General features: G+C 65.7%; 16 protein-coding genes. 9 read left to right on the top strand and 7 right to left on the bottom strand.

Annotated features, from left to right (window positions below):
* Positions 1 to 53: 53 nt before the first annotated feature.
* From SSO01S_RS08770 to ribA, 4 genes are all read left to right on the top strand, one after another.
* Positions 54 to 2,354, top strand: coding sequence for an FtsK/SpoIIIE family DNA translocase (locus SSO01S_RS08770; protein WP_066798202.1), 2,301 nt, complete (start codon positions 54 to 56; stop codon positions 2,352 to 2,354).
* A gap of 84 nt (positions 2,355 to 2,438) precedes the next feature.
* A complete protein-coding gene (locus SSO01S_RS08765; RefSeq protein WP_439646557.1) occupies positions 2,439 to 3,050 on the top strand; it encodes a LolA family protein in 612 nt (203 codons plus the stop codon).
* A gap of 245 nt (positions 3,051 to 3,295) precedes the next feature.
* Positions 3,296 to 4,078 carry an exodeoxyribonuclease III gene (locus SSO01S_RS08760; protein ID WP_066798198.1) on the top strand — a complete coding sequence of 261 codons (783 nt, stop codon included), beginning with the start codon at positions 3,296 to 3,298 and terminating at the stop codon, positions 4,076 to 4,078.
* Positions 4,075 to 5,133, top strand: a complete 1,059-nt coding sequence (gene ribA / locus SSO01S_RS08755; protein ID WP_066798196.1) for a GTP cyclohydrolase II — start codon at positions 4,075 to 4,077, stop codon at positions 5,131 to 5,133. The genes SSO01S_RS08760 and ribA overlap by 4 nt, the downstream gene beginning before the upstream one ends.
* A 42-nt stretch (positions 5,134 to 5,175) precedes the next feature.
* On the opposite strand, the gene SSO01S_RS08750 is transcribed toward ribA, so the two are convergent.
* Both SSO01S_RS08750 and SSO01S_RS08745 read right to left on the bottom strand, forming a co-directional pair.
* Positions 5,176 to 5,838: an HAD family hydrolase gene (locus tag SSO01S_RS08750; protein ID WP_066798194.1), complete on the bottom strand. Its 663-nt coding sequence runs from the start codon at positions 5,836 to 5,838 to the stop codon at positions 5,176 to 5,178.
* Positions 5,839 to 6,504 (bottom strand): YggS family pyridoxal phosphate-dependent enzyme, encoded by a 666-nt coding sequence (locus tag SSO01S_RS08745; RefSeq protein ID WP_066798192.1) that lies wholly within the window; start codon positions 6,502 to 6,504, stop codon positions 5,839 to 5,841.
* 22 nt (positions 6,505 to 6,526) lie between these two features.
* Here SSO01S_RS08745 and SSO01S_RS08740 point away from each other — a divergent pair, with 22 nt between their 5' ends.
* Positions 6,527 to 7,036, top strand: coding sequence for a thiamine phosphate synthase (locus SSO01S_RS08740; RefSeq protein WP_066798190.1), 510 nt, complete (start codon positions 6,527 to 6,529; stop codon positions 7,034 to 7,036).
* Positions 7,037 to 7,060: 24 nt separating this feature from the next.
* Here SSO01S_RS08740 and SSO01S_RS08735 read toward each other — a convergent pair whose 3' ends face one another.
* The gene (locus SSO01S_RS08735) at positions 7,061 to 7,768 is read right to left on the bottom strand and encodes a hypothetical protein (RefSeq protein ID WP_174520772.1); all 708 of its coding nucleotides are present in this window, start codon (positions 7,766 to 7,768) and stop codon (positions 7,061 to 7,063) included.
* Between the two features lie 178 nt (positions 7,769 to 7,946).
* Between SSO01S_RS08735 and SSO01S_RS08730 the strand changes: the two genes are divergently transcribed.
* From SSO01S_RS08730 to holA, 4 genes are read left to right on the top strand one after another with little or no spacing between them, the layout of a single operon-like run.
* Positions 7,947 to 8,378: a DUF3576 domain-containing protein gene (locus SSO01S_RS08730; protein ID WP_066798189.1), complete on the top strand. Its 432-nt coding sequence runs from the start codon at positions 7,947 to 7,949 to the stop codon at positions 8,376 to 8,378.
* A 16-nt stretch (positions 8,379 to 8,394) separates the two neighbouring features.
* Complete coding sequence (leuS, locus tag SSO01S_RS08725) at positions 8,395 to 10,905, top strand: leucine--tRNA ligase (RefSeq protein ID WP_066798187.1); 2,511 nt, start codon at positions 8,395 to 8,397, stop codon at positions 10,903 to 10,905.
* Entirely contained in the window at positions 10,902 to 11,423 is a 522-nt protein-coding gene (lptE, locus tag SSO01S_RS08720; protein WP_066798183.1) for an LPS assembly lipoprotein LptE, read from the top strand. The genes leuS and lptE overlap by 4 nt, the downstream gene beginning before the upstream one ends.
* Positions 11,420 to 12,436, top strand: a complete 1,017-nt coding sequence (gene holA, locus SSO01S_RS08715; protein WP_066798181.1) for a DNA polymerase III subunit delta — start codon at positions 11,420 to 11,422, stop codon at positions 12,434 to 12,436. The genes lptE and holA overlap by 4 nt, the downstream gene beginning before the upstream one ends.
* On the opposite strand, the gene SSO01S_RS08710 is transcribed toward holA, so the two are convergent.
* From SSO01S_RS08710 to mnmG, 4 genes are read right to left on the bottom strand one after another with little or no spacing between them, the layout of a single operon-like run.
* A complete protein-coding gene (locus SSO01S_RS08710; RefSeq protein ID WP_066798179.1) occupies positions 12,433 to 13,320 on the bottom strand; it encodes a ParB/RepB/Spo0J family partition protein in 888 nt (295 codons plus the stop codon). The two genes, holA and SSO01S_RS08710, sit on opposite strands and share 4 nt — an antisense overlap.
* Positions 13,317 to 14,099 carry a ParA family protein gene (locus SSO01S_RS08705; RefSeq protein ID WP_066798176.1) on the bottom strand — a complete coding sequence of 261 codons (783 nt, stop codon included), beginning with the start codon at positions 14,097 to 14,099 and terminating at the stop codon, positions 13,317 to 13,319. Before SSO01S_RS08705 ends, SSO01S_RS08710 begins: the two co-directional genes overlap by 4 nt.
* Entirely contained in the window at positions 14,096 to 14,719 is a 624-nt protein-coding gene (locus tag SSO01S_RS08700; protein WP_066798172.1) for a 16S rRNA (guanine(527)-N(7))-methyltransferase RsmG, read from the bottom strand. The genes SSO01S_RS08705 and SSO01S_RS08700 overlap by 4 nt, the downstream gene beginning before the upstream one ends.
* On the bottom strand, positions 14,716 to 16,548 hold the full coding sequence (gene mnmG / locus SSO01S_RS08695; RefSeq protein WP_066798170.1) for a tRNA uridine-5-carboxymethylaminomethyl(34) synthesis enzyme MnmG: 1,833 nt from the start codon (positions 16,546 to 16,548) through the stop codon (positions 14,716 to 14,718). The genes SSO01S_RS08700 and mnmG overlap by 4 nt, the downstream gene beginning before the upstream one ends.
* Positions 16,549 to 16,565 lie beyond the last annotated feature (17 nt).

The following is a 16,565-nucleotide window of genomic DNA, read 5'->3' as shown; positions in this document are numbered from 1 at the left end:
AGTCCGCAGGCGCGATGATTCCGCCGCACCCCTGAAAACTGGAGGCTGGGCGGATGGCGTCCCGGGCACAAAAGTCGCTGTTGCGCGACACGATGAAGGCTGGCGCGCGCAGGAGCGTGGAGCTGATCGGCGGAACCCTGCTGTTCCTCGCCGTGATGTGCGCGTTGCTGTCGCTCATCACCTATCACGCGCAGGATCCATCACTGAACACCGCGTCCGCAGGCCCGGCACTCAATCTGCTCGGCAATTTCGGCGCGTGGATCGCCGATGCGCTGCTCGCTTTGCTGGGCCTGCCGGTGATCCTGCTCACCCCCGTCGGGCTGATCGTCACCCACCGGCTTTGGCGCGGGCGGTCGGTTGGCGATTGGGCGCGGATGCTGCGCGGCGCGCTGCTCGGCACGGTGCTCGCGGCCAGCGCCGCTGCCTTTTTCTCCAGCGATTCGGTTCTGGCGCTGCCGGCCGGCTGGGGCGGGATCGTGGGACTCAGCATTGCGGGATTGCTCAATTTCCTGATCGGCTTCGCCGGAGAGCCGGTGCTCACATGGTGGGCGGGGCGCGGCCTTGGCGTCATTTTCGGGCTGCTCGGGCTGTGGATCTGGTGGCAACGGCTCGATTTCAGCCTGCCCGAACGCGGCTTCAGCCTTCCCCAGTTGCGGATCGGCGGCGAGAAGAAGATCGCTTTGGCCCCGCCCGATCCCGAGCGCGAACGGCCCCAGACGATCGCCGAACCCCGCAAGGTGGTGGTGCCCGATACGCGCCCCGGCCCGGTGATCGCCGATCGCGGCGTCACCCCCGCGCCCGCGCGGGCCAAGCCGCCGACGCAGACCAGCATGGATTTCAAGGATAGCTGGAAGCTTCCCGGGCTCGATCTGCTCAAGGCGGGCGCGGCCGGCAGCAATTCGATCGACAAGGCGGCGCTGGAGCGCAACGCGCGGCTGCTCGAAAGCGTGCTCGACGATTTCAACGTTAAGGGTCAGATCGTCGAGGTCCGCCCGGGACCGGTCGTCACCATGTACGAGCTGGAGCCCGCCAGCGGGATCAAGGCCAGCCGCGTGATCCAGCTCGCGGACGACATCGCGCGCAACATGAGCGCGATCAGCGCGCGTGTCGCCACGATCCCCGGCCGCAGCGTGATCGGCATCGAGCTTCCCAATGCGATCCGCGAATCGGTCAATCTCCACGAGCTGATCGGCAGCCAGAGCTTCGAGGATCAGGGCGCGAACCTGCCCCTGGTGCTCGGCAAGAATATCGCGGGCGATCCGGTCATCGCCGATCTGGCACCGATGCCGCACCTGCTCGTCGCCGGCACCACCGGCTCGGGCAAGTCGGTCGGGCTCAATTGCATGATCCTGTCGCTTCTCTACCGGATGACACCCGAGCAGTGCCGGATGATCATGATCGATCCCAAGATGCTCGAACTGAGCATGTACAAGGGCATCCCGCATCTGCTGGCGGACGTGGTGACCGAGCCACAAAAGGCCGTGCGCGCGCTCAAATGGGCGGTCGAGCAGATGGAGGATCGCTACCGGATGATGGCATCGGCCAACGTTCGGAGCCTCGCCAGCTTCAACGACAAGGTCCGCCAGGCCAGGGCCAAGGGCCAGAAGCTCGGCCGCAAGGTCCAGACCGGCTGGGACGCCGATACCGGCAAGCCGATCTATGAGGAAGAGACACTCGACCTCCAGCCACTGCCCCAGATCGTCGTGATCGTCGACGAGCTTGCCGATCTGATGATGACCGCGGGCAAGGAAGTTGAATTCCTGATCCAGCGCCTCGCGCAAAAGGCGCGCGCGGCGGGTATCCACCTCATCATGGCGACGCAGCGCCCCTCGGTCGACGTCATCACCGGCGTGATCAAGGCGAACCTGCCGACGCGCATCAGCTTCCACGTCACCTCGAAGATCGATTCGCGCACGATCCTGGGCGAGCAGGGCGCCGAGCAACTGCTGGGCAAGGGCGACATGCTCTACATGCCCGGCGGCAAGCAATTGGCGCGCGTCCATGGCCCCTTTGTCAGCGACGATGAAGTGATGGCGGTCGCAGATTTCTGGCGCGCGCAAGGCGAGCCGGATTACATCACTGCCGTCACCGAAGAGCCGGAGGATGGCGGTTTCAGCCTCGATGGCGCGCCCGAGGGTGACGATTCGCCCGAAGAGCAGCTCTATCGCCGCGCGGTGCAATTGGTGGCGGAAAGCCAGAAGGCGTCGACCTCCTGGCTCCAGCGCCAGCTTCGCGTCGGCTATAATTCGGCGGCGCGGCTGATCGAGCGCATGGAGCGCGAAGGCCTGGTCTCCCGCCCCGACCATGTCGGCCGCCGCGAAGTGCTGATGGATACCGAAGGCCGGGCGATATAGGATCGAAACCGCGCTTTTGCGGGTTCAGGGGACATTCAAGCCGCCGCTTCTAATCGCCGGCGCCAGGTTTTTCGGAGAATATGCGTGTTTGCACGACCCCTCGCCTTCAGCCTCGCAATCGCCGCACCGGCTTTGGTCTCCGCCGCCCAGCCCGAAATGGCGCAGGTGCAGAAGCATCTGGAGGGCGTGTCGAGCATGGTCGCGAATTTTGCGCAGACCGATCGTAACGGCCGCACGCTGACGGGCACGATGACGCTCAAGCGTCCGGGCAAGATCCGCTTCCAGTATCAAAAGGGCGTGCCCCAGCTGATCGTCGCGGACGGCAAGAGCCTCTATTTCATCGATTATCAGGTGCGCCAGGTCGATCGCTGGCCGATCGGCAATTCGCCACTCGCGGTTTTGCTCAATCCCAAGCGCGACATCACCAAGTTCGCGAAGCTGCTGCCGACCGGGGACCCGCGCGTCGTCTCGATCGAGGTGCATGATCCGAAGCATCCCGAATATGGCCGGATCACGATGATCTTCCAGAAGAACGCCTCGGCACCTTCGGGACTGATGCTTCAGGGGTGGGTGGCGCTCGATTCGCAGAACAACCGCACCACGATCCGCCTTTCGAACCAGCGCTTCAACGCGGCGGTGGCGGATGGCGAGTTCCGCTGGAACGACCCGCGGCGCAAGGGCCCCGTTTCACGCTGATCTGCGACGAACTGCGAGTGATTCTTAACGCCGTTCATCCTGCCGACAGGTTTGCAGGGCTAGTTATTTGCCTGCGGATGTGGGGCTCGAGCCGGGATTTTCCCCCTGTTGCCCGGACGGAAGCCACTTCCTGCCTGCGTGACGAACGCTAGGTCGGCCCTCGCTCCATTGCCCCCGGAGCGGGGGCCTTTCCTTTTTTGGCGCCGCGCTGGCACCCGGGCGAAACAAACTCTACATCGCACGCGATGAAGATCGCTTCCTGGAATATCAATTCGGTCCGTTTCCGCATCGAGATCGTCGAAAAGTTCCTCCGCGAGGAATCGCCGGACATTCTGTGCCTTCAGGAAACCAAGGTGATCGACGGCGACTTCCCCGAAAAGCCGCTCCGCGCGCTCGGTTATGACCATGTCATCAAGCATGGCCAGAAAATGCATCACGGCGTCGCGATTATCAGCCGGGTTCCCGTGGTCGAGGATGACCGGTTCGACTGGCAGGCCAATCGCGAGGCGCGCCACGTCGGCGTCCGGCTGCCCAACGGGGTGCGGCTCGAGAATGTCTATGTACCCGCTGGCGGCGACGTGCCGGACCGCGAAGTGAACCCAAAATTCGGGCAGAAACTCGATTTCGTGGAGCGGATGACCGAATGGGCCAGCGGGCTGAGCGTGCCCACCATCCTGACCGGCGACTTCAACATCGCGCCGCTCGAGTGCGACGTGTGGAGCCACAAGCAATTGCTCGACGTGGTCAGCCACACGCCCATCGAGGTCGAAGCGCTGGGGCGGCTGCAGGCGGCGCATGACTGGGTCGATCTGGGGCGGCATTTCATCCCCGCGCCCGAGCGCTGCTTCACCTGGTGGAGCTACCGCTCGAAGGACTGGACCGCCAATGATCGCGGGCGCAGGCTCGATCATATGTGGGCGAGCCGCGAAGTTGCTGCCCAGGCGGTGAGCCACAAGGTGTGCGAGCCGTGCCGCAGCTGGCTCAAGCCATCGGACCATGTGCCGCTCGTCACCGAGTTCGCCTTTTGAGCGATCCGCGCGCCCCTGCCGTAAAAGTCGCCCGCGCGATCGACGCGCTGCGGCGCGGCTGGCCGGTCGCGATCGGCGAGATGGCGTTGCTCGCCGTCGAGACCGCCGATGCCGAGCGGCTGCGCGCGTTCGATCCAGGCGGCGATGCCGCCCTGCTGATTTCCGCAGGCCGCGCCGCGACGCTCAAGCTCGCCAACCAGCTCGAAGCGGCCGTGCCCGATGCGCCGGTGCTGATCGGGCGCGTGCCCTGGCTGGACTTCGACATGGCGACCGCGCTCGCCGATCCCCAGCTCGACCTGGCGACCCCGCTCAAGGGCCCGTTCCGCGCCGTCGCTGTCGAAGCGCCGGAAGAGGCGGCCGCAGCGCTCCGGCTCGCCCGCATCGCCGGGCTGCTGCCCGCCTTCTTCGCCCGGCGCGCGGCGGGCGAGGATACGATCACCCCTTCGGACATCGACGCGCACGAGGATGCGAACCGCCTGCGCATCGTCGCGCGGGCGCAGCTCCCGGTTGCCGGTGCCGAAAATACCGAGATCGTCGCCTTTCGCACCGACGAGATGCCCGGCGAGCATGTCGCGCTGCTGATCGGATCGCCGAACGGAAAGCCGCCGCTGGTGCGCCTGCACAGCGAGTGCCTGACGGGCGACGTGCTCGGCAGCCTCAAATGCGATTGCGGTCCGCAATTGGACGCGGCGATCCGCGAGATCGAAGCGGCCGGCTGGGGTATCCTGCTCTATCTCCGCCAGGAAGGCCGCGGCATCGGCCTGATCAACAAGCTGCGCGCCTATGCGCTGCAGGATCAGGGCTTCGACACGGTCGACGCGAATACCCGCCTCGGCTTTGCGGTGGACGCCCGCAACTTCGCGGTGGCGGCGCGGATGCTGAGCCTGCTCGGCCAGCGCCAGATCCGCTTGCTGACCAACAATCCCGAAAAGGTCGCCGCGCTGGAGGCTGCGGGCGTGCAGGTGATCGAGCGCGTGGCGCACCAGCTGCCGCCCAACCCGCACAACGCCCGCTATCTGGCCACCAAGCGCGACCGGACGGGGCATCAGCTTTAGGCTGGAAGGTTACACTAAGGTGACACCAAGCGCGCATTCCCCCTAGCCGAGCATGCGCGCTATCTCATTGAAATCATGGGCAATATTCTCAATCCCAAGCGCGCGGAGGCGATCGGCATGATCGGCGCTGCAATGGCTGCCCGCGCACAGGCCGACGACCGTAGCGCCCGAAGCCAGGGCTCCGGTGACGCCGACAGGTGAATCCTCGAGGATCAGGCAATGTTCGATCGCCACGCCGAGCTGGCGTGCGGCATAGAGATACAGATCGGGCGCGGGCTTGCCGTGCGTGACATGCTCGGCACCCGAATAGACATGCTCGCCAAAGATATCGGCCACGCCAAGATGCGCGAGATGGGCGTGCAGCCACCGGGTGGAGCTGGACGAGACCACCGCCTTGGGGAGACCGGCAGGCAGACCGCGCAGAAACGCGACCGCACCCGCCACTTCATCGATCCCCTCGGCCAGCACGCGATCATTCTCCGCGCGCCGTTCGTCCTCCCAATGCGCGGGCATCGGCCCGCCGATCCAGTCTTCCAGCCGGCGGTGAAACTCCGCGCCCGAATAGCCCATGAAATTGGCCATCGATTCCTCCGGGCTCGTCGGATGCCCGGCGGCGGTGAGGAAATCGGCGATATGCTTGTTGCCCGAATATTCGCTTTCGATCAGCACGCCGTCAAAGTCGAAGAGGATCGCGGCAAACTTCATCTAGCGCGCGCCGAACAAAGCGGTGCCGACGCGCACATGCGTGGCCCCGATCATCACCGCCGTTTCATAATCCCCGGACATGCCCATGCTCAGCCCGTCCAGGCCATTGTCGCGCGCGATCTTCGCCAGCAGCGCAAAGTAAGGTGCCGCATCCACATCGGCCGGCGGCACGCACATCAGCCCTGCCACCGGCAGCGTGGCGATCCGCGCCTGCGCCAGCAATTCGGGCAGCGCCGCGACCGCGCATCCGCCCTTCTGATCCTCATCCCCGATATTGACCTGGAGGAAGCAGGCCGGGCGCTTGCCCGCTTTGTCCATCGCATGGCCGAGCGCCGTCACCAGCGAGGGGCGATCGACCGAATGGATCGCGTCGAACAGCGCCACGGCATCCCCCGCCTTGTTCGATTGGAGCTGGCCGACAAGGTGCAGCGCGATACCGGGTGTCTTTGCCAGCAATTCGGGCCATTTGCCCTGCGCTTCCTGGACGCGGTTCTCACCGAATACGCGCTGCCCGGCGGCCAGGAGCGGGCGGATCGCCTCGGCCTCGTGCGTCTTGGAAATGGCGATCAGCGTCACTTCGCTGGGTTTGCGGTTCGCCAGCCCCGCGGCATGGGCGATACGGTCCTGAACCAGGCGAAGGCGTGCTTGGGCGTCGTCTAAGGGCATGGCGCGCGCTATAGGCAGCGGGATGCCGCCCCGCCACCCCCCGCTCCCCACGCTATGGCTGATGACCGACGAGCGGATGGGCGATGCGCTATGGGATGCGCTGGAGCGGCTGCCGGCGGGATCGGGCGTGGTGTTCCGCCATTATGGTCTCGCGCCGGAGACGCGGCAGCAGGTCTTCGCGCGCGTCAGCCGCATCGCCCGGAGACGCAGGCTTCTCCTCATCCGCGCAGGCCCCGGCGGCGAGCATAACCAGCGCACACGGACGCTCACCGCGTCCGCCCATTCCCGGCGCGAAGCGATCGCCGCGATCCGCGCGGGCGCGCGGCTGATCTTCGTCTCCCCTATATTCGCCACGCGCTCGCATCCGGGCGCGCGTCCACTCGGCAGGAGCCGGTTGGGGCTGATGACGCGCGGGCTGGGTGTGCCGCTGGTGGCGCTCGGCGGCATGAATGCGCGAAAGGCCCGCAGCCTCTGCCAATTGGGCATGCACGGCTGGGCAGCGATCGATGCCTGGACGAAAAAAGGGAATTAGCCAGCCCGCAATCGGGGCCGCGCTTTAGAAGCGGAAGGCAGTGCCCACATAGACCGCCTGGCTGTCCCGGCGATTGTCGGTCAGGCGCGGCAGGCGCTGGTCTTCGCTCTTGTAGCGAACGCCCGCAGTCACTGCGAGGTTGCGGGTCACCGAATAGGAGCCGCCAAGGTCATAGCCATAAGCGGGCTTCTCACCCTCGAGCACCGGTGCGGTGGTGAGGTTACGCTCGCCGGTTGCCTGGATCCGCCCGCTGGCGCGCTTGCCGGTATAGCTCAGGCCGATATCGGCACGCTCGATGCCCGGCTTGGCGACCGAATCGACCTTTGCCAGATCGCCCGAAACCGCGAAGCGCTTCCAGCCGACCGAAACGCCCAGATTATAGGCGACGGGGGCAAGGCTGAGCGACGGCGTGGTCGCCGCGGCGATTCCGCTCTGGCTGCGAGTCGTGCGGGCGCGAACGGCGACGGTCAGCGCACGGCCGGTGCCACGGCGCGAATCGGATGGTGTGAAGCGGAAGCCGCTGTCCGGCAGGCCCGAGCGCGCGAGCATCGCGGCAAGCTTGGGATCCGCCGCAGCAGGCGTGAAAGTGCCGATTCCGGCGCGCATCGTCACCGGCGGACGGGCGGCATCGCCGCGTCCCTGCGCCTGCAGCCCGGGCGCGACAAAGGCAGCCGTGGCGCACAGCGCCCCCGCTCCCAATCCCGTCATCCAGCGCTTCAAACGCATTTTCATGCCCTCTACCTAGGCGTCCGTACCACGATTCGGAAGCTTGGTTCCACCGACGGTAAAAAATAATACGCGATGTGTTGCTCTACTCACACAGATTCCGCGCCCCGCCCTCGCGCCTTGCTACCGCCACAAGCCGCACTATAGATGCTGTGCAAGAACCATCTGCCTTAGGAATGTGTCGATGAACCGCCTGCTGCGCGCCGCGATCCTTGGATCGCTTGCCCTTTCGATTGCCGCGTGCGGCGGCAAGGACCGCCCCAAGGCCGATCTCGCCGCCAGCCAGGTCACCACGATCGGCGTGAATTCCTACCTGTGGCGCGCGACGCTCGACACGCTGAGTTTCATGCCGCTGCTCCAGACCGATTCGAACGGCGGCGTGATCGTCACCGACTGGTATGTGAACCCCAACACGCCGACCGAGCGGATGAAGGTCACCGTGACGATCCTCGATCAGGATCTGCGCGCCGATGCCCTGCGCGTCGCGGCGCTACGCGAAGTGAACAGCAGCGGCGCATGGGTTGCCGCGCCGGTCCAGGCCGCGACGGTGCAGAAGCTTGAGGATATCATCCTCACCCGTGCCCGCGATCTGCGCCGCGCCGCCGTCGTCAACTAAAACAGGAATTTCAGTAATGGCGTCGCGCTTCAATCCGTTGAAGGCGGACGCCGCGTGGCAGAAGGCGTGGGACGAAAACCGCACCTTCGCTGCCCGCGACGATTCGCCCAAGCCCAAAAGCTATGTGCTCGAGATGTTCCCCTATCCCTCGGGGCGCATCCATATGGGGCACGTTCGCAACTATACGATGGGCGACGTGCTTGCGCGTTTCCGCCGGATGACGGGACATGAAGTGCTCCATCCGATGGGCTGGGACGCGTTCGGCATGCCCGCCGAAAATGCCGCGATGGAACGCAATGTCCATCCGGGCAACTGGACGCGCCAGAACATCGCGACGATGAAGGCGCAGCTCAAGCGGCTGGGCTTCGCGCTCGATTGGACGCGCGAGCTCGCCACCTGCGAACCCGAATATTATGGGCATGAGCAGGCCCTGTTCCTCGATTTCCTTGAGGCCGGGCTGGTCTATCGCAAGGAATCGGCGGTCAACTGGGATCCGGTCGACATGACCGTGCTCGCCAATGAACAGGTGATCGACGGCCGCGGCTGGCGTTCGGGCGCGCTGATCGAGCGCCGCAAGCTCAGCCAGTGGTTCCTCAAGATCACCCAGTTCGCCGACGATCTGCTGCGCGGCGTGCAGGGGCTTGAGCATTGGCCGGACAAGGTCAAGCTGATGCAGGAAAACTGGATCGGCAAGTCGCAGGGGCTTCAGTTCCGCTTCGCGCTGGCAGCCAACGAAATCGGCGCGAGCGAAGTCGAAGTCTTCACCACGCGGCCCGACACGATCTTCGGATCGAGCTTCGTCGCGATCGCGGCGGATCATCCGATCGCGCAGAAGCTCGCGGTGGATTCGGCGGAGGTGCAGACCTTTATCGAGCGCTGCAAGCAGGGCGGAACGACTGCGGCCGAACTGGAAACCCAGGAGAAACTGGGCTTCGATACCGGCCTGCGTGCGGTACATCCCTTTGATTCTACTCTGAATCTTCCCGTCTATATCGCCAATTTCGTGCTGATGGATTATGGCACCGGCGCGGTATTTGGCGTGCCGGCGCACGATCAGCGCGATTTCGAGTTCGCCACCAAATATGCGCTGCCGATCCGCCGCGTGGTTTCCGATGGCGACAAGACCGATCCAGCCTTCACCGATACGGAGGCCTATTCCGGCCCGGGCACGCTGGTGAACTCGCACTTCCTCGACGGGATGGACGTCGCCGACGCCAAGCGCGAGGTGATCACCCGCGCCGAAGCGGGCGGCTGGGGCAACGGTCAGACCGTTTGGCGGCTGCGCGACTGGGGCGTATCGCGCCAGCGTTACTGGGGCACGCCGATCCCGATCATCCATTGCGATGCGTGCGGGCCGGTTGGCGTGCCGCGCGACCAGCTCCCGGTAACGCTGCCGGAGGATGTGAGCTTCGACGTGCCGGGCAATCCGCTCGACCGGCACCCGACATGGAAGCATGTCGATTGCCCAAGCTGCGGCGCGCCTGCCCGGCGCGAGACCGATACGCTCGACACGTTCGTCGATTCGTCCTGGTATTTCATCCGCTTCGCCAGCCAGCCCAAGGACAGACCGTTCGACAAGGCGGTCGCCGAGCAGTGGCTGCCCGTGGGCCAGTATATCGGCGGCGTCGAGCATGCGATCCTCCACTTGCTCTACGCGCGCTTCTTCACCCGCGCGCTCCAGCATATCGGCAAGCTCGACGTGGCGGAGCCGTTCGGCGGCCTGTTCACCCAGGGCATGGTGACGCACGAGACGTACAAGGCTCCCGACGGCCGCTGGCTCTCGCCCGAGGAGGTTCGCAGCGGCAAGGTGGTGGAGACCGGCGAGACCGTGACGATCGGCCGCATCGAGAAGATGTCGAAGTCGAAGAAGAACACGGTCGATCCCGAACCGATCGTCGATCAGTACGGCGCGGACGCGGTGCGCTGGTTCATGCTCTCCGATTCGCCGCCCGAGCGCGATCTGGAGTGGAGCGAGAACGGCATCGAGGGCGCGTGGCGTTTCGTGCAGCGGGTCTGGCGCGTCGTCGATGCCGAGCCTTCGGTTGCGGGTGGCGAGAATCTGGAACTGCGCAAGCTGCTCCATCGCACGATCAAGGGCGTGGCCGATGATGTGGAGGCGCTGCACTTCAACAAGGCTGTGGCAAAGCTGTTCACGCTGGTCGGCGCGATCGAGAAGGCGGCGCCCTCTGCCGATCGCGACGCGGCGGCGCGGACCTTGGTGCTGTTGGTCAGCCCGATGATCCCCCATCTGGCCGAAGAAGCATGGGTGCGGCTTGGTGGCGAGGGGCTGATCGCCGACGCCGCCTGGCCGGAGGTGAACCCAGCGCTGCTGGTCGATGACGAAGTCACGATCGCGGTGCAGGTGAATGGCAAATTGCGCGATACGCTGGTAATGCCGAAGGGCGCGGCGAAGGATATTATCGAGGCGGCGGCACTTGCTTCCGACAAGATCGTTCGCCTGCTCGAAGGTAATATGCCCAAGAAGGTGATCGTGGTGCCCGACCGTCTGGTGAACATCGTCCTGTGAAGCGCGGCGCGCTCCTGGCCGCGATGGCGCTCGCGCTTTCGGGGTGCGGCGGGCTTCGGCCGCTTTATGGCGGCGGGGCTGCCGGGCCGGTGCAATCGGCGCTGGCGGCGGTGGAAGTCGCGCCGATCGAGGGCAAAGCGGGGTGGCTGGTCGCCAATGCGCTCAAGGACCGTTTCGATGCGGGGCGCAGCGAAGCGCCGCGCTACCGGATCGAGGTCAAGCTCGACGATCAGATCGCCGGCCTCGGCGTCCGCCGCGACGATTCGGTCGCGCGCGAACGCCGCACGCTGCGCGCACGCTACCAGCTTATCGATCTCAGCAACGGCGCAGTGGTCCTCGATGCCACCGCTGGCTCCGATGCCGGCATCGACGTGGTCGGAAGTGAATATGCCACCATCGCCGCCGAAAACACCGCCCTCGAGCGGCTTTCGGGAATCGTGGCGGACCAGATTGTAGCGCGCATCGCTCGGTTCGCCCAGGCAACGGCCAGGGAATCCGGCGCGGCCAGCGCCCAATGAAGGCGAGCGCGGCGCAGATTCGCGCCGCTGTCGACAAGCCGAACCCGGCCACCCGGCTTTATCTGTTTCACGGACCAGATGAAGCGGGTGCCGCCGACCTGGCCGAACGGCTCGCGCGCGCGCTCGGGCCCGATGTCGAGCGCATCGATCTGGACATGAAGGCAATCCGCGAGCAACCCGGCCGTCTTGCCGACGAAGCCGCCTCGCTCTCGCTATTCGGCGGCTTGCGATACATCCGGCTGCTGGGGACCGACGAAAGCGCGGGCGAAGCGATCGGACTTCTGCTCGCGGCAGAGCGCGCGGGCAACCCAGTGATAGCCATCGGGCCAGCCCTCAAGGGCAGCGGAAAGCTGGTCAAGCTGGCAATCGCCTCGCCGACGGCCTTGTCCCATGGCTGCTACGTGCCGGAGGGTATCGAGGCGACCAAGCTGGCGGCCAATATCGCGCGCGAGCACGGCGTGCGCCTCACCGGAGACGTACCACAGCGATTGGCGACAGCGTGCAACGGCGACCGGGCGATCCTGGCGCGCGAGATCGAGAAGCTCGCATTGTATCTCGACGCGGGCCCTGATCGGCCCCGCGATGCGGATAATGCCGCGCTCGATGCGATCGGCGCGGATATGAGCGACGCGGACCTTGGCGACGCCATCAACGCGGTTCTCGACGGGCGAGTCAGCGATATCGGCGGCGAAATGGCGCGGCTGGGAGACGGCGTGGGCATTCCCCTGATGCGCCAGCTCGCGCGCAGGCTGCTGGCCCTTGCCGAGATGCGGATCGATATCGACAAAGGTGCCGATATCGACTCGGTCCTGGAAAAGCACCGCATCTTCTTTCGTGAAAAGCCCGCGACGAGCCGCGCATTGCGTCGCTGGAACGCCCCTCAGATCACCCGAGCCGTCGATCGGGTACGCGAGACCGAACGCGCGATCATGCGTTCGGGAACCGTGGGGGAAGTCTTGGCCGACGCCGAAATGGTCGCTGTAGCGCGCGCAGCGGCGCGGACACGGAGCTAGATGCGCTCGCCCGTCAGCCGCTGGCAGATCATGTCGAGCTGGTCGAGCGTCGAATAAGTTAGCGTAAGCGCCCCGCCCTTCGCGCCATGCGCGATACGGACGTTGAGACCCAGCACATCCCCCAATTGATGCTCGAGCGCCATGATATCGGCGTCGCGGATCGCCGCATCGCCCTTGCGCTTGGAAGCGGGCTTGGCCGCGCGGGCAAGCTTTTCAGTCTCGCGAACCGAGAGGTCCTTATCCGCGACCTGGCGGGCTAGCCGCTCGACATCGGGAGCGCCGATCAGCGCCCGGGCATGACCCATCTCGATCGCGCCGACGACCAACATCTCGCGCACCGGGGCAGGAAGATCCAGCAATCTCATAAGGTTAGAGATATGGCTGCGGGATTTGTGAACGAGCTTGCCCAGTGCTTCCTGGGTGTGGCCGAACTCGCCGATCAGGCGCTGATAGGCTTCCGCCTCTTCGATCGCGTTGAGATCCTGACGCTGGATATTCTCGACGAGCGCGATTTCCATCGTCTCGGCATCGTCAAGATCGCGGACGATGACCGGTACTTCGTGAAGCCGAGCGCGCTGCGCCGCACGCCAACGCCGCTCACCCGCGACGATCTGGTAATTATGCCCCATCGGGCGAACCACAATCGGCTGGATCAGTCCGCGCGACTGGATCGAAAGGGCAAGGTCCTCCAGCGCGCTTTCGTCAAAATGCCGGCGCGGCTGATCCGGGTGCGGGGTGAGCGCACTCACCGGGAGCATCCGCAGCCCGCCAGCCCCGCCACCCTCAGCCGGGCCATTGATCGGCGCCTCGGGAACGTTATCGCCGAGCAGCGAGGAAAGGCCGCGGCCCAGGCCGGGGCGCGGTTTGCGCGTTGGTTCGGTCATGCGGCTTTCTTCAGCTTGGGCAGGCGATCGATCACTTCGCGCGCGAGCGCAATATAGGCCTGCGATCCCACGCAGCGATGATCGTATATCAGTGCGGGAAGGCCGTGGCTCGGGGCTTCGGAGAGGCGCACGTTGCGCGGAATGACAGTGTCGAACACCACCCGCCCAAGAACTGCACGAACATCGTCGGACACCTGATCGGTCAAGCGATTGCGACGGTCATACATCGTCAGAACAACGCCGAGAATCGAAAGGCCGGGATTGAAGCGGCTGCGGATGCGCTCAACGGTATTCAGAAGCTGGCTCAGCCCCTCCAGCGCGAAGAACTCGCATTGGAGCGGCACCAGCAAGGCGTGCGCAGCGACCATCGCGTTGATCGTCAGAAGACCCAGCGATGGCGGGCAATCGATCAGGACCACATCCCAACGCTGACCCGAATGCCGGCTAATCGCTCCATCCAGCCGGTGCGTGCGCGCTTCGAATTCGATCAATTCGATCTCGGCACCTGAGAGGTCCTGCGTTGCAGGCACAATATCGAGCCCGGGCACCTTTGTCGGCACCGCGACATCCTCAAGATTGGCGTCGGTGACGAGGAGGTCGTAGGTGGAATGTTCACGGTCGGCGCGGGAGAGGCCGAAACCGGTGGAAGCGTTGCCTTGCGGGTCCAAATCGAGCAGCAAAACGCGCTGACCGGTCGCTGCCAGCGCGGTGCCGACGTTGATCGCCGTGGTGGTCTTCCCCACCCCGCCCTTCTGGTTGGCGATTGCGATGACGATCATCTCGGGCGCACCCCTTGCGCAATCACGATACCGGAATCGGCCTGCGTGATGCTTGGTTCCACGTGGAACGAACCTTGCCATTTCGCAGCCGCAGCTTCCACCTCCGATTTCGCGGCGCGCCCCTTTGGCAGCAACCAGATTGTGGATGAATCTGTGCAGTGATGTGTGGATGCGATCAGCTGCGAGAGCTCCGCCACCGCCCGCGCGCTGACGATCGCCGCCGGCTTTGCGGGTCGATAGCTCTCGATCCGGCGCGGCTGCACCTCCACCCGATCGCCGATCCCGAGCAAAGCGGCGGCCCGATATAGAAAGTCGGCGCGTTTCGCGCGCGGCTCGACCAGGACCACCGGCCGGTCAATCAGCGCCGCGACGACCAGCCCCGGCATGCCCGCGCCGGTGCCGACATCGAGCCAGACGCCCTCGCCCGCACCTGCCGCGGCATCGATCAACTGCGCCGAATCGACGAAGTGGCGTGCCCAGAGCTGATCGAAGGACCCAGAGGAGATCAGGTTCTGCCGGGTCGCTTCATCGCGGAGTATCGCGTCGAACCGGTCGAGCAACGTTTCACGTGAAACGCCGAAGCGATCGACGATCCATTGGCGGGCTTCCTGCTCGGTCATGCCGCGCGCTTCCGCGCCTGGAGCAGGATCGCGGAGAGCGCCGCCGGGGTGATGCCACGGATACGCGACGCCGCTCCCAGTGTCTCCGGGCGTGCGGAGGAAAGACGCTCGATCATCTCGTTGGACAGGCCGGGTATCGCCGCAAAATCCAAGTCGTCCCCGAGCCGCACATTATCGTTGCCGCGCAGCGCCGCGACCTCCGCCTCCTGCCGCTCAAGATAGGGAGCATAGCGCGCATCTTCGACGAATTCGGCGAGCATGGCGGGGTCACCATCCCATGCGATCCCCAGATGGCCGGTCTCGACCCCGGGGAAACGCAGCCACTCGCGCGACGGCCGCCGCGCGCCATCCTGCCCAACCGGCGCACCGTTCGCCTGAAGCTGGGTCGATGTCAGCGTGATCGAGAACATCGCATCGAGGCGGTCGCGCGCCTCCTGCCGCCGGGCAAGCCGCTCGAGCCGGTCAGCGCCAAGGCATCCCAGTTCCGCGCCGATCGGCCCAAGCCGGGTCTCGGCATTGTCCGCACGGAGGCGCAGGCGAAACTCCGCACGCGCGGTGAGCATGCGATAGGGTTCGGTGACCCCCTGCAGCACCAGATCATCGATCATGACGCCGAGATAGGAAGTCGCGCGATCGAGGACCCAGGGCGCGAGGTCGCATGCATGCGCAGCCGCATTGATCCCGGCGGCCAGCCCCTGCCCCGCCGCTTCCTCATAGCCGGTGGTCCCGTTGATTTGCCCCGCGCAGAAAATGCCCGGAATCTGTGGCAGGCCAAGCATCGCATTCAGCGCGCGCGGATCGACATGATCATATTCCACGGCATAGCCCGGCGTAACGATCTCCGCCCGCCCAAGGCCGGGAATCGATTTGACCATCGCCACCTGGATATCGACGGGCAGCGACGTCGACATGCCGTTCGGATAGATCAGATGCGTGTCGAGACCCTCTGGCTCGAGGAAGATCTGGTGCCCGTCGCGATCGCCGAAGCGGTGGATCTTGTCCTCGATCGAGGGGCAATAGCGCGGACCCTGCGCGTCGATCGCACCGCTGAACAAAGGCGAGCGATCAAGGCCCGAACGGATCGCGTCATGCGTTGCCGCATTGGTGCGGGTGATGCCGCAATGGAGCTGGGGCAGAAGACGCTCGCGGGTGAGCGGCGACATGGTCCAGGGTTCGGCATCGCTCGGCTGCTGCTCGATCCGCGCCCAATCGATCGAGCGCCCGTCGAGGCGCGGCGGCGTTCCGGTCTTGAGGCGCGCCATGGGCAGCGCCAGCGCGCGCATCTGCTCGGCCAGCCGCGTGGCCGAGGCCTCGCCGATCCGTCCGCCCGTCTCGCGTTCCTCGCCACGGAAGATGCGCCCGCCGAGGAAGGTCCCCGTCGCTATGACCACCGCCCGGGCCGACAGCGTGGTGCCATCGGCGAGCGTCACGCCGGCGATCTGCCCGCCCGCCAGTACAAGCGCCTCGGCCTCTCCGGCGACCAGCGTGAGACCCGGTTGCGCCGCGAGCATCGACTGGATGGCAGCGGCATAGCGCGTGCGATCGGCCTGGACGCGCGGCCCCTGTACGGCGGTTCCCTTCGAGCGATTGAGCATCCGGTAATGGATGGCCGCAGCGTCGGCGGCACGGGCGATCAACCCGTCAAAGGCATCCACTTCACGGACCAGATGCCCCTTGCCCAGCCCGCCAATCGCCGGATTGCACGACATCGCCCCAACCTTGGACAGGTCGAAGCTGAGCAAAGCCGTGCGTGCGCCACGGCGCGCGGCCGCAGCAGCGGCCTCGGTGCCGGCATGGCCTCCGCCGATGACGATGACATCGAATTGCATGAGCCCGCGCTACCGGT

The organism is Sphingomonas soli NBRC 100801 (genome assembly GCF_001591025.1).
GTDB classification, from domain to species: Bacteria; Pseudomonadota; Alphaproteobacteria; order Sphingomonadales; family Sphingomonadaceae; genus Sphingomonas; species Sphingomonas soli.
Note: the sequence above shows the minus strand (reverse complement) of the source record. Positions and strands in the feature narration are given on the sequence as shown.

Excerpts from the sequence above, each read along its gene's own strand:
- SSO01S_RS08770 (WP_066798202.1), top strand. The coding sequence starts at position 54 with ATGGCGTCCCGGGCACAAAAGTCGCTGTTGCGCGACACGATGAAGGCT.
- SSO01S_RS08760 (WP_066798198.1), top strand. The coding sequence starts at position 3,296 with ATGAAGATCGCTTCCTGGAATATCAATTCGGTCCGTTTCCGCATCGAG.
- SSO01S_RS08750 (WP_066798194.1), bottom strand. The coding sequence starts at position 5,838 with ATGAAGTTTGCCGCGATCCTCTTCGACTTTGACGGCGTGCTGATCGAA.
- SSO01S_RS08745 (WP_066798192.1), bottom strand. The coding sequence starts at position 6,504 with ATGCCCTTAGACGACGCCCAAGCACGCCTTCGCCTGGTTCAGGACCGT.
- SSO01S_RS08740 (WP_066798190.1), top strand. The coding sequence starts at position 6,527 with ATGCCGCCCCGCCACCCCCCGCTCCCCACGCTATGGCTGATGACCGAC.
- SSO01S_RS08735 (WP_174520772.1), bottom strand. The coding sequence starts at position 7,768 with ATGAAAATGCGTTTGAAGCGCTGGATGACGGGATTGGGAGCGGGGGCG.
- SSO01S_RS08730 (WP_066798189.1), top strand. The coding sequence starts at position 7,947 with ATGAACCGCCTGCTGCGCGCCGCGATCCTTGGATCGCTTGCCCTTTCG.
- leuS (WP_066798187.1), top strand. The coding sequence starts at position 8,395 with ATGGCGTCGCGCTTCAATCCGTTGAAGGCGGACGCCGCGTGGCAGAAG.
- holA (WP_066798181.1), top strand. The coding sequence starts at position 11,420 with ATGAAGGCGAGCGCGGCGCAGATTCGCGCCGCTGTCGACAAGCCGAAC.
- SSO01S_RS08710 (WP_066798179.1), bottom strand. The coding sequence starts at position 13,320 with ATGACCGAACCAACGCGCAAACCGCGCCCCGGCCTGGGCCGCGGCCTT.
- SSO01S_RS08705 (WP_066798176.1), bottom strand. The coding sequence starts at position 14,099 with ATGATCGTCATCGCAATCGCCAACCAGAAGGGCGGGGTGGGGAAGACC.
- SSO01S_RS08700 (WP_066798172.1), bottom strand. The coding sequence starts at position 14,719 with ATGACCGAGCAGGAAGCCCGCCAATGGATCGTCGATCGCTTCGGCGTT.
- mnmG (WP_066798170.1), bottom strand. The coding sequence starts at position 16,548 with ATGCAATTCGATGTCATCGTCATCGGCGGAGGCCATGCCGGCACCGAG.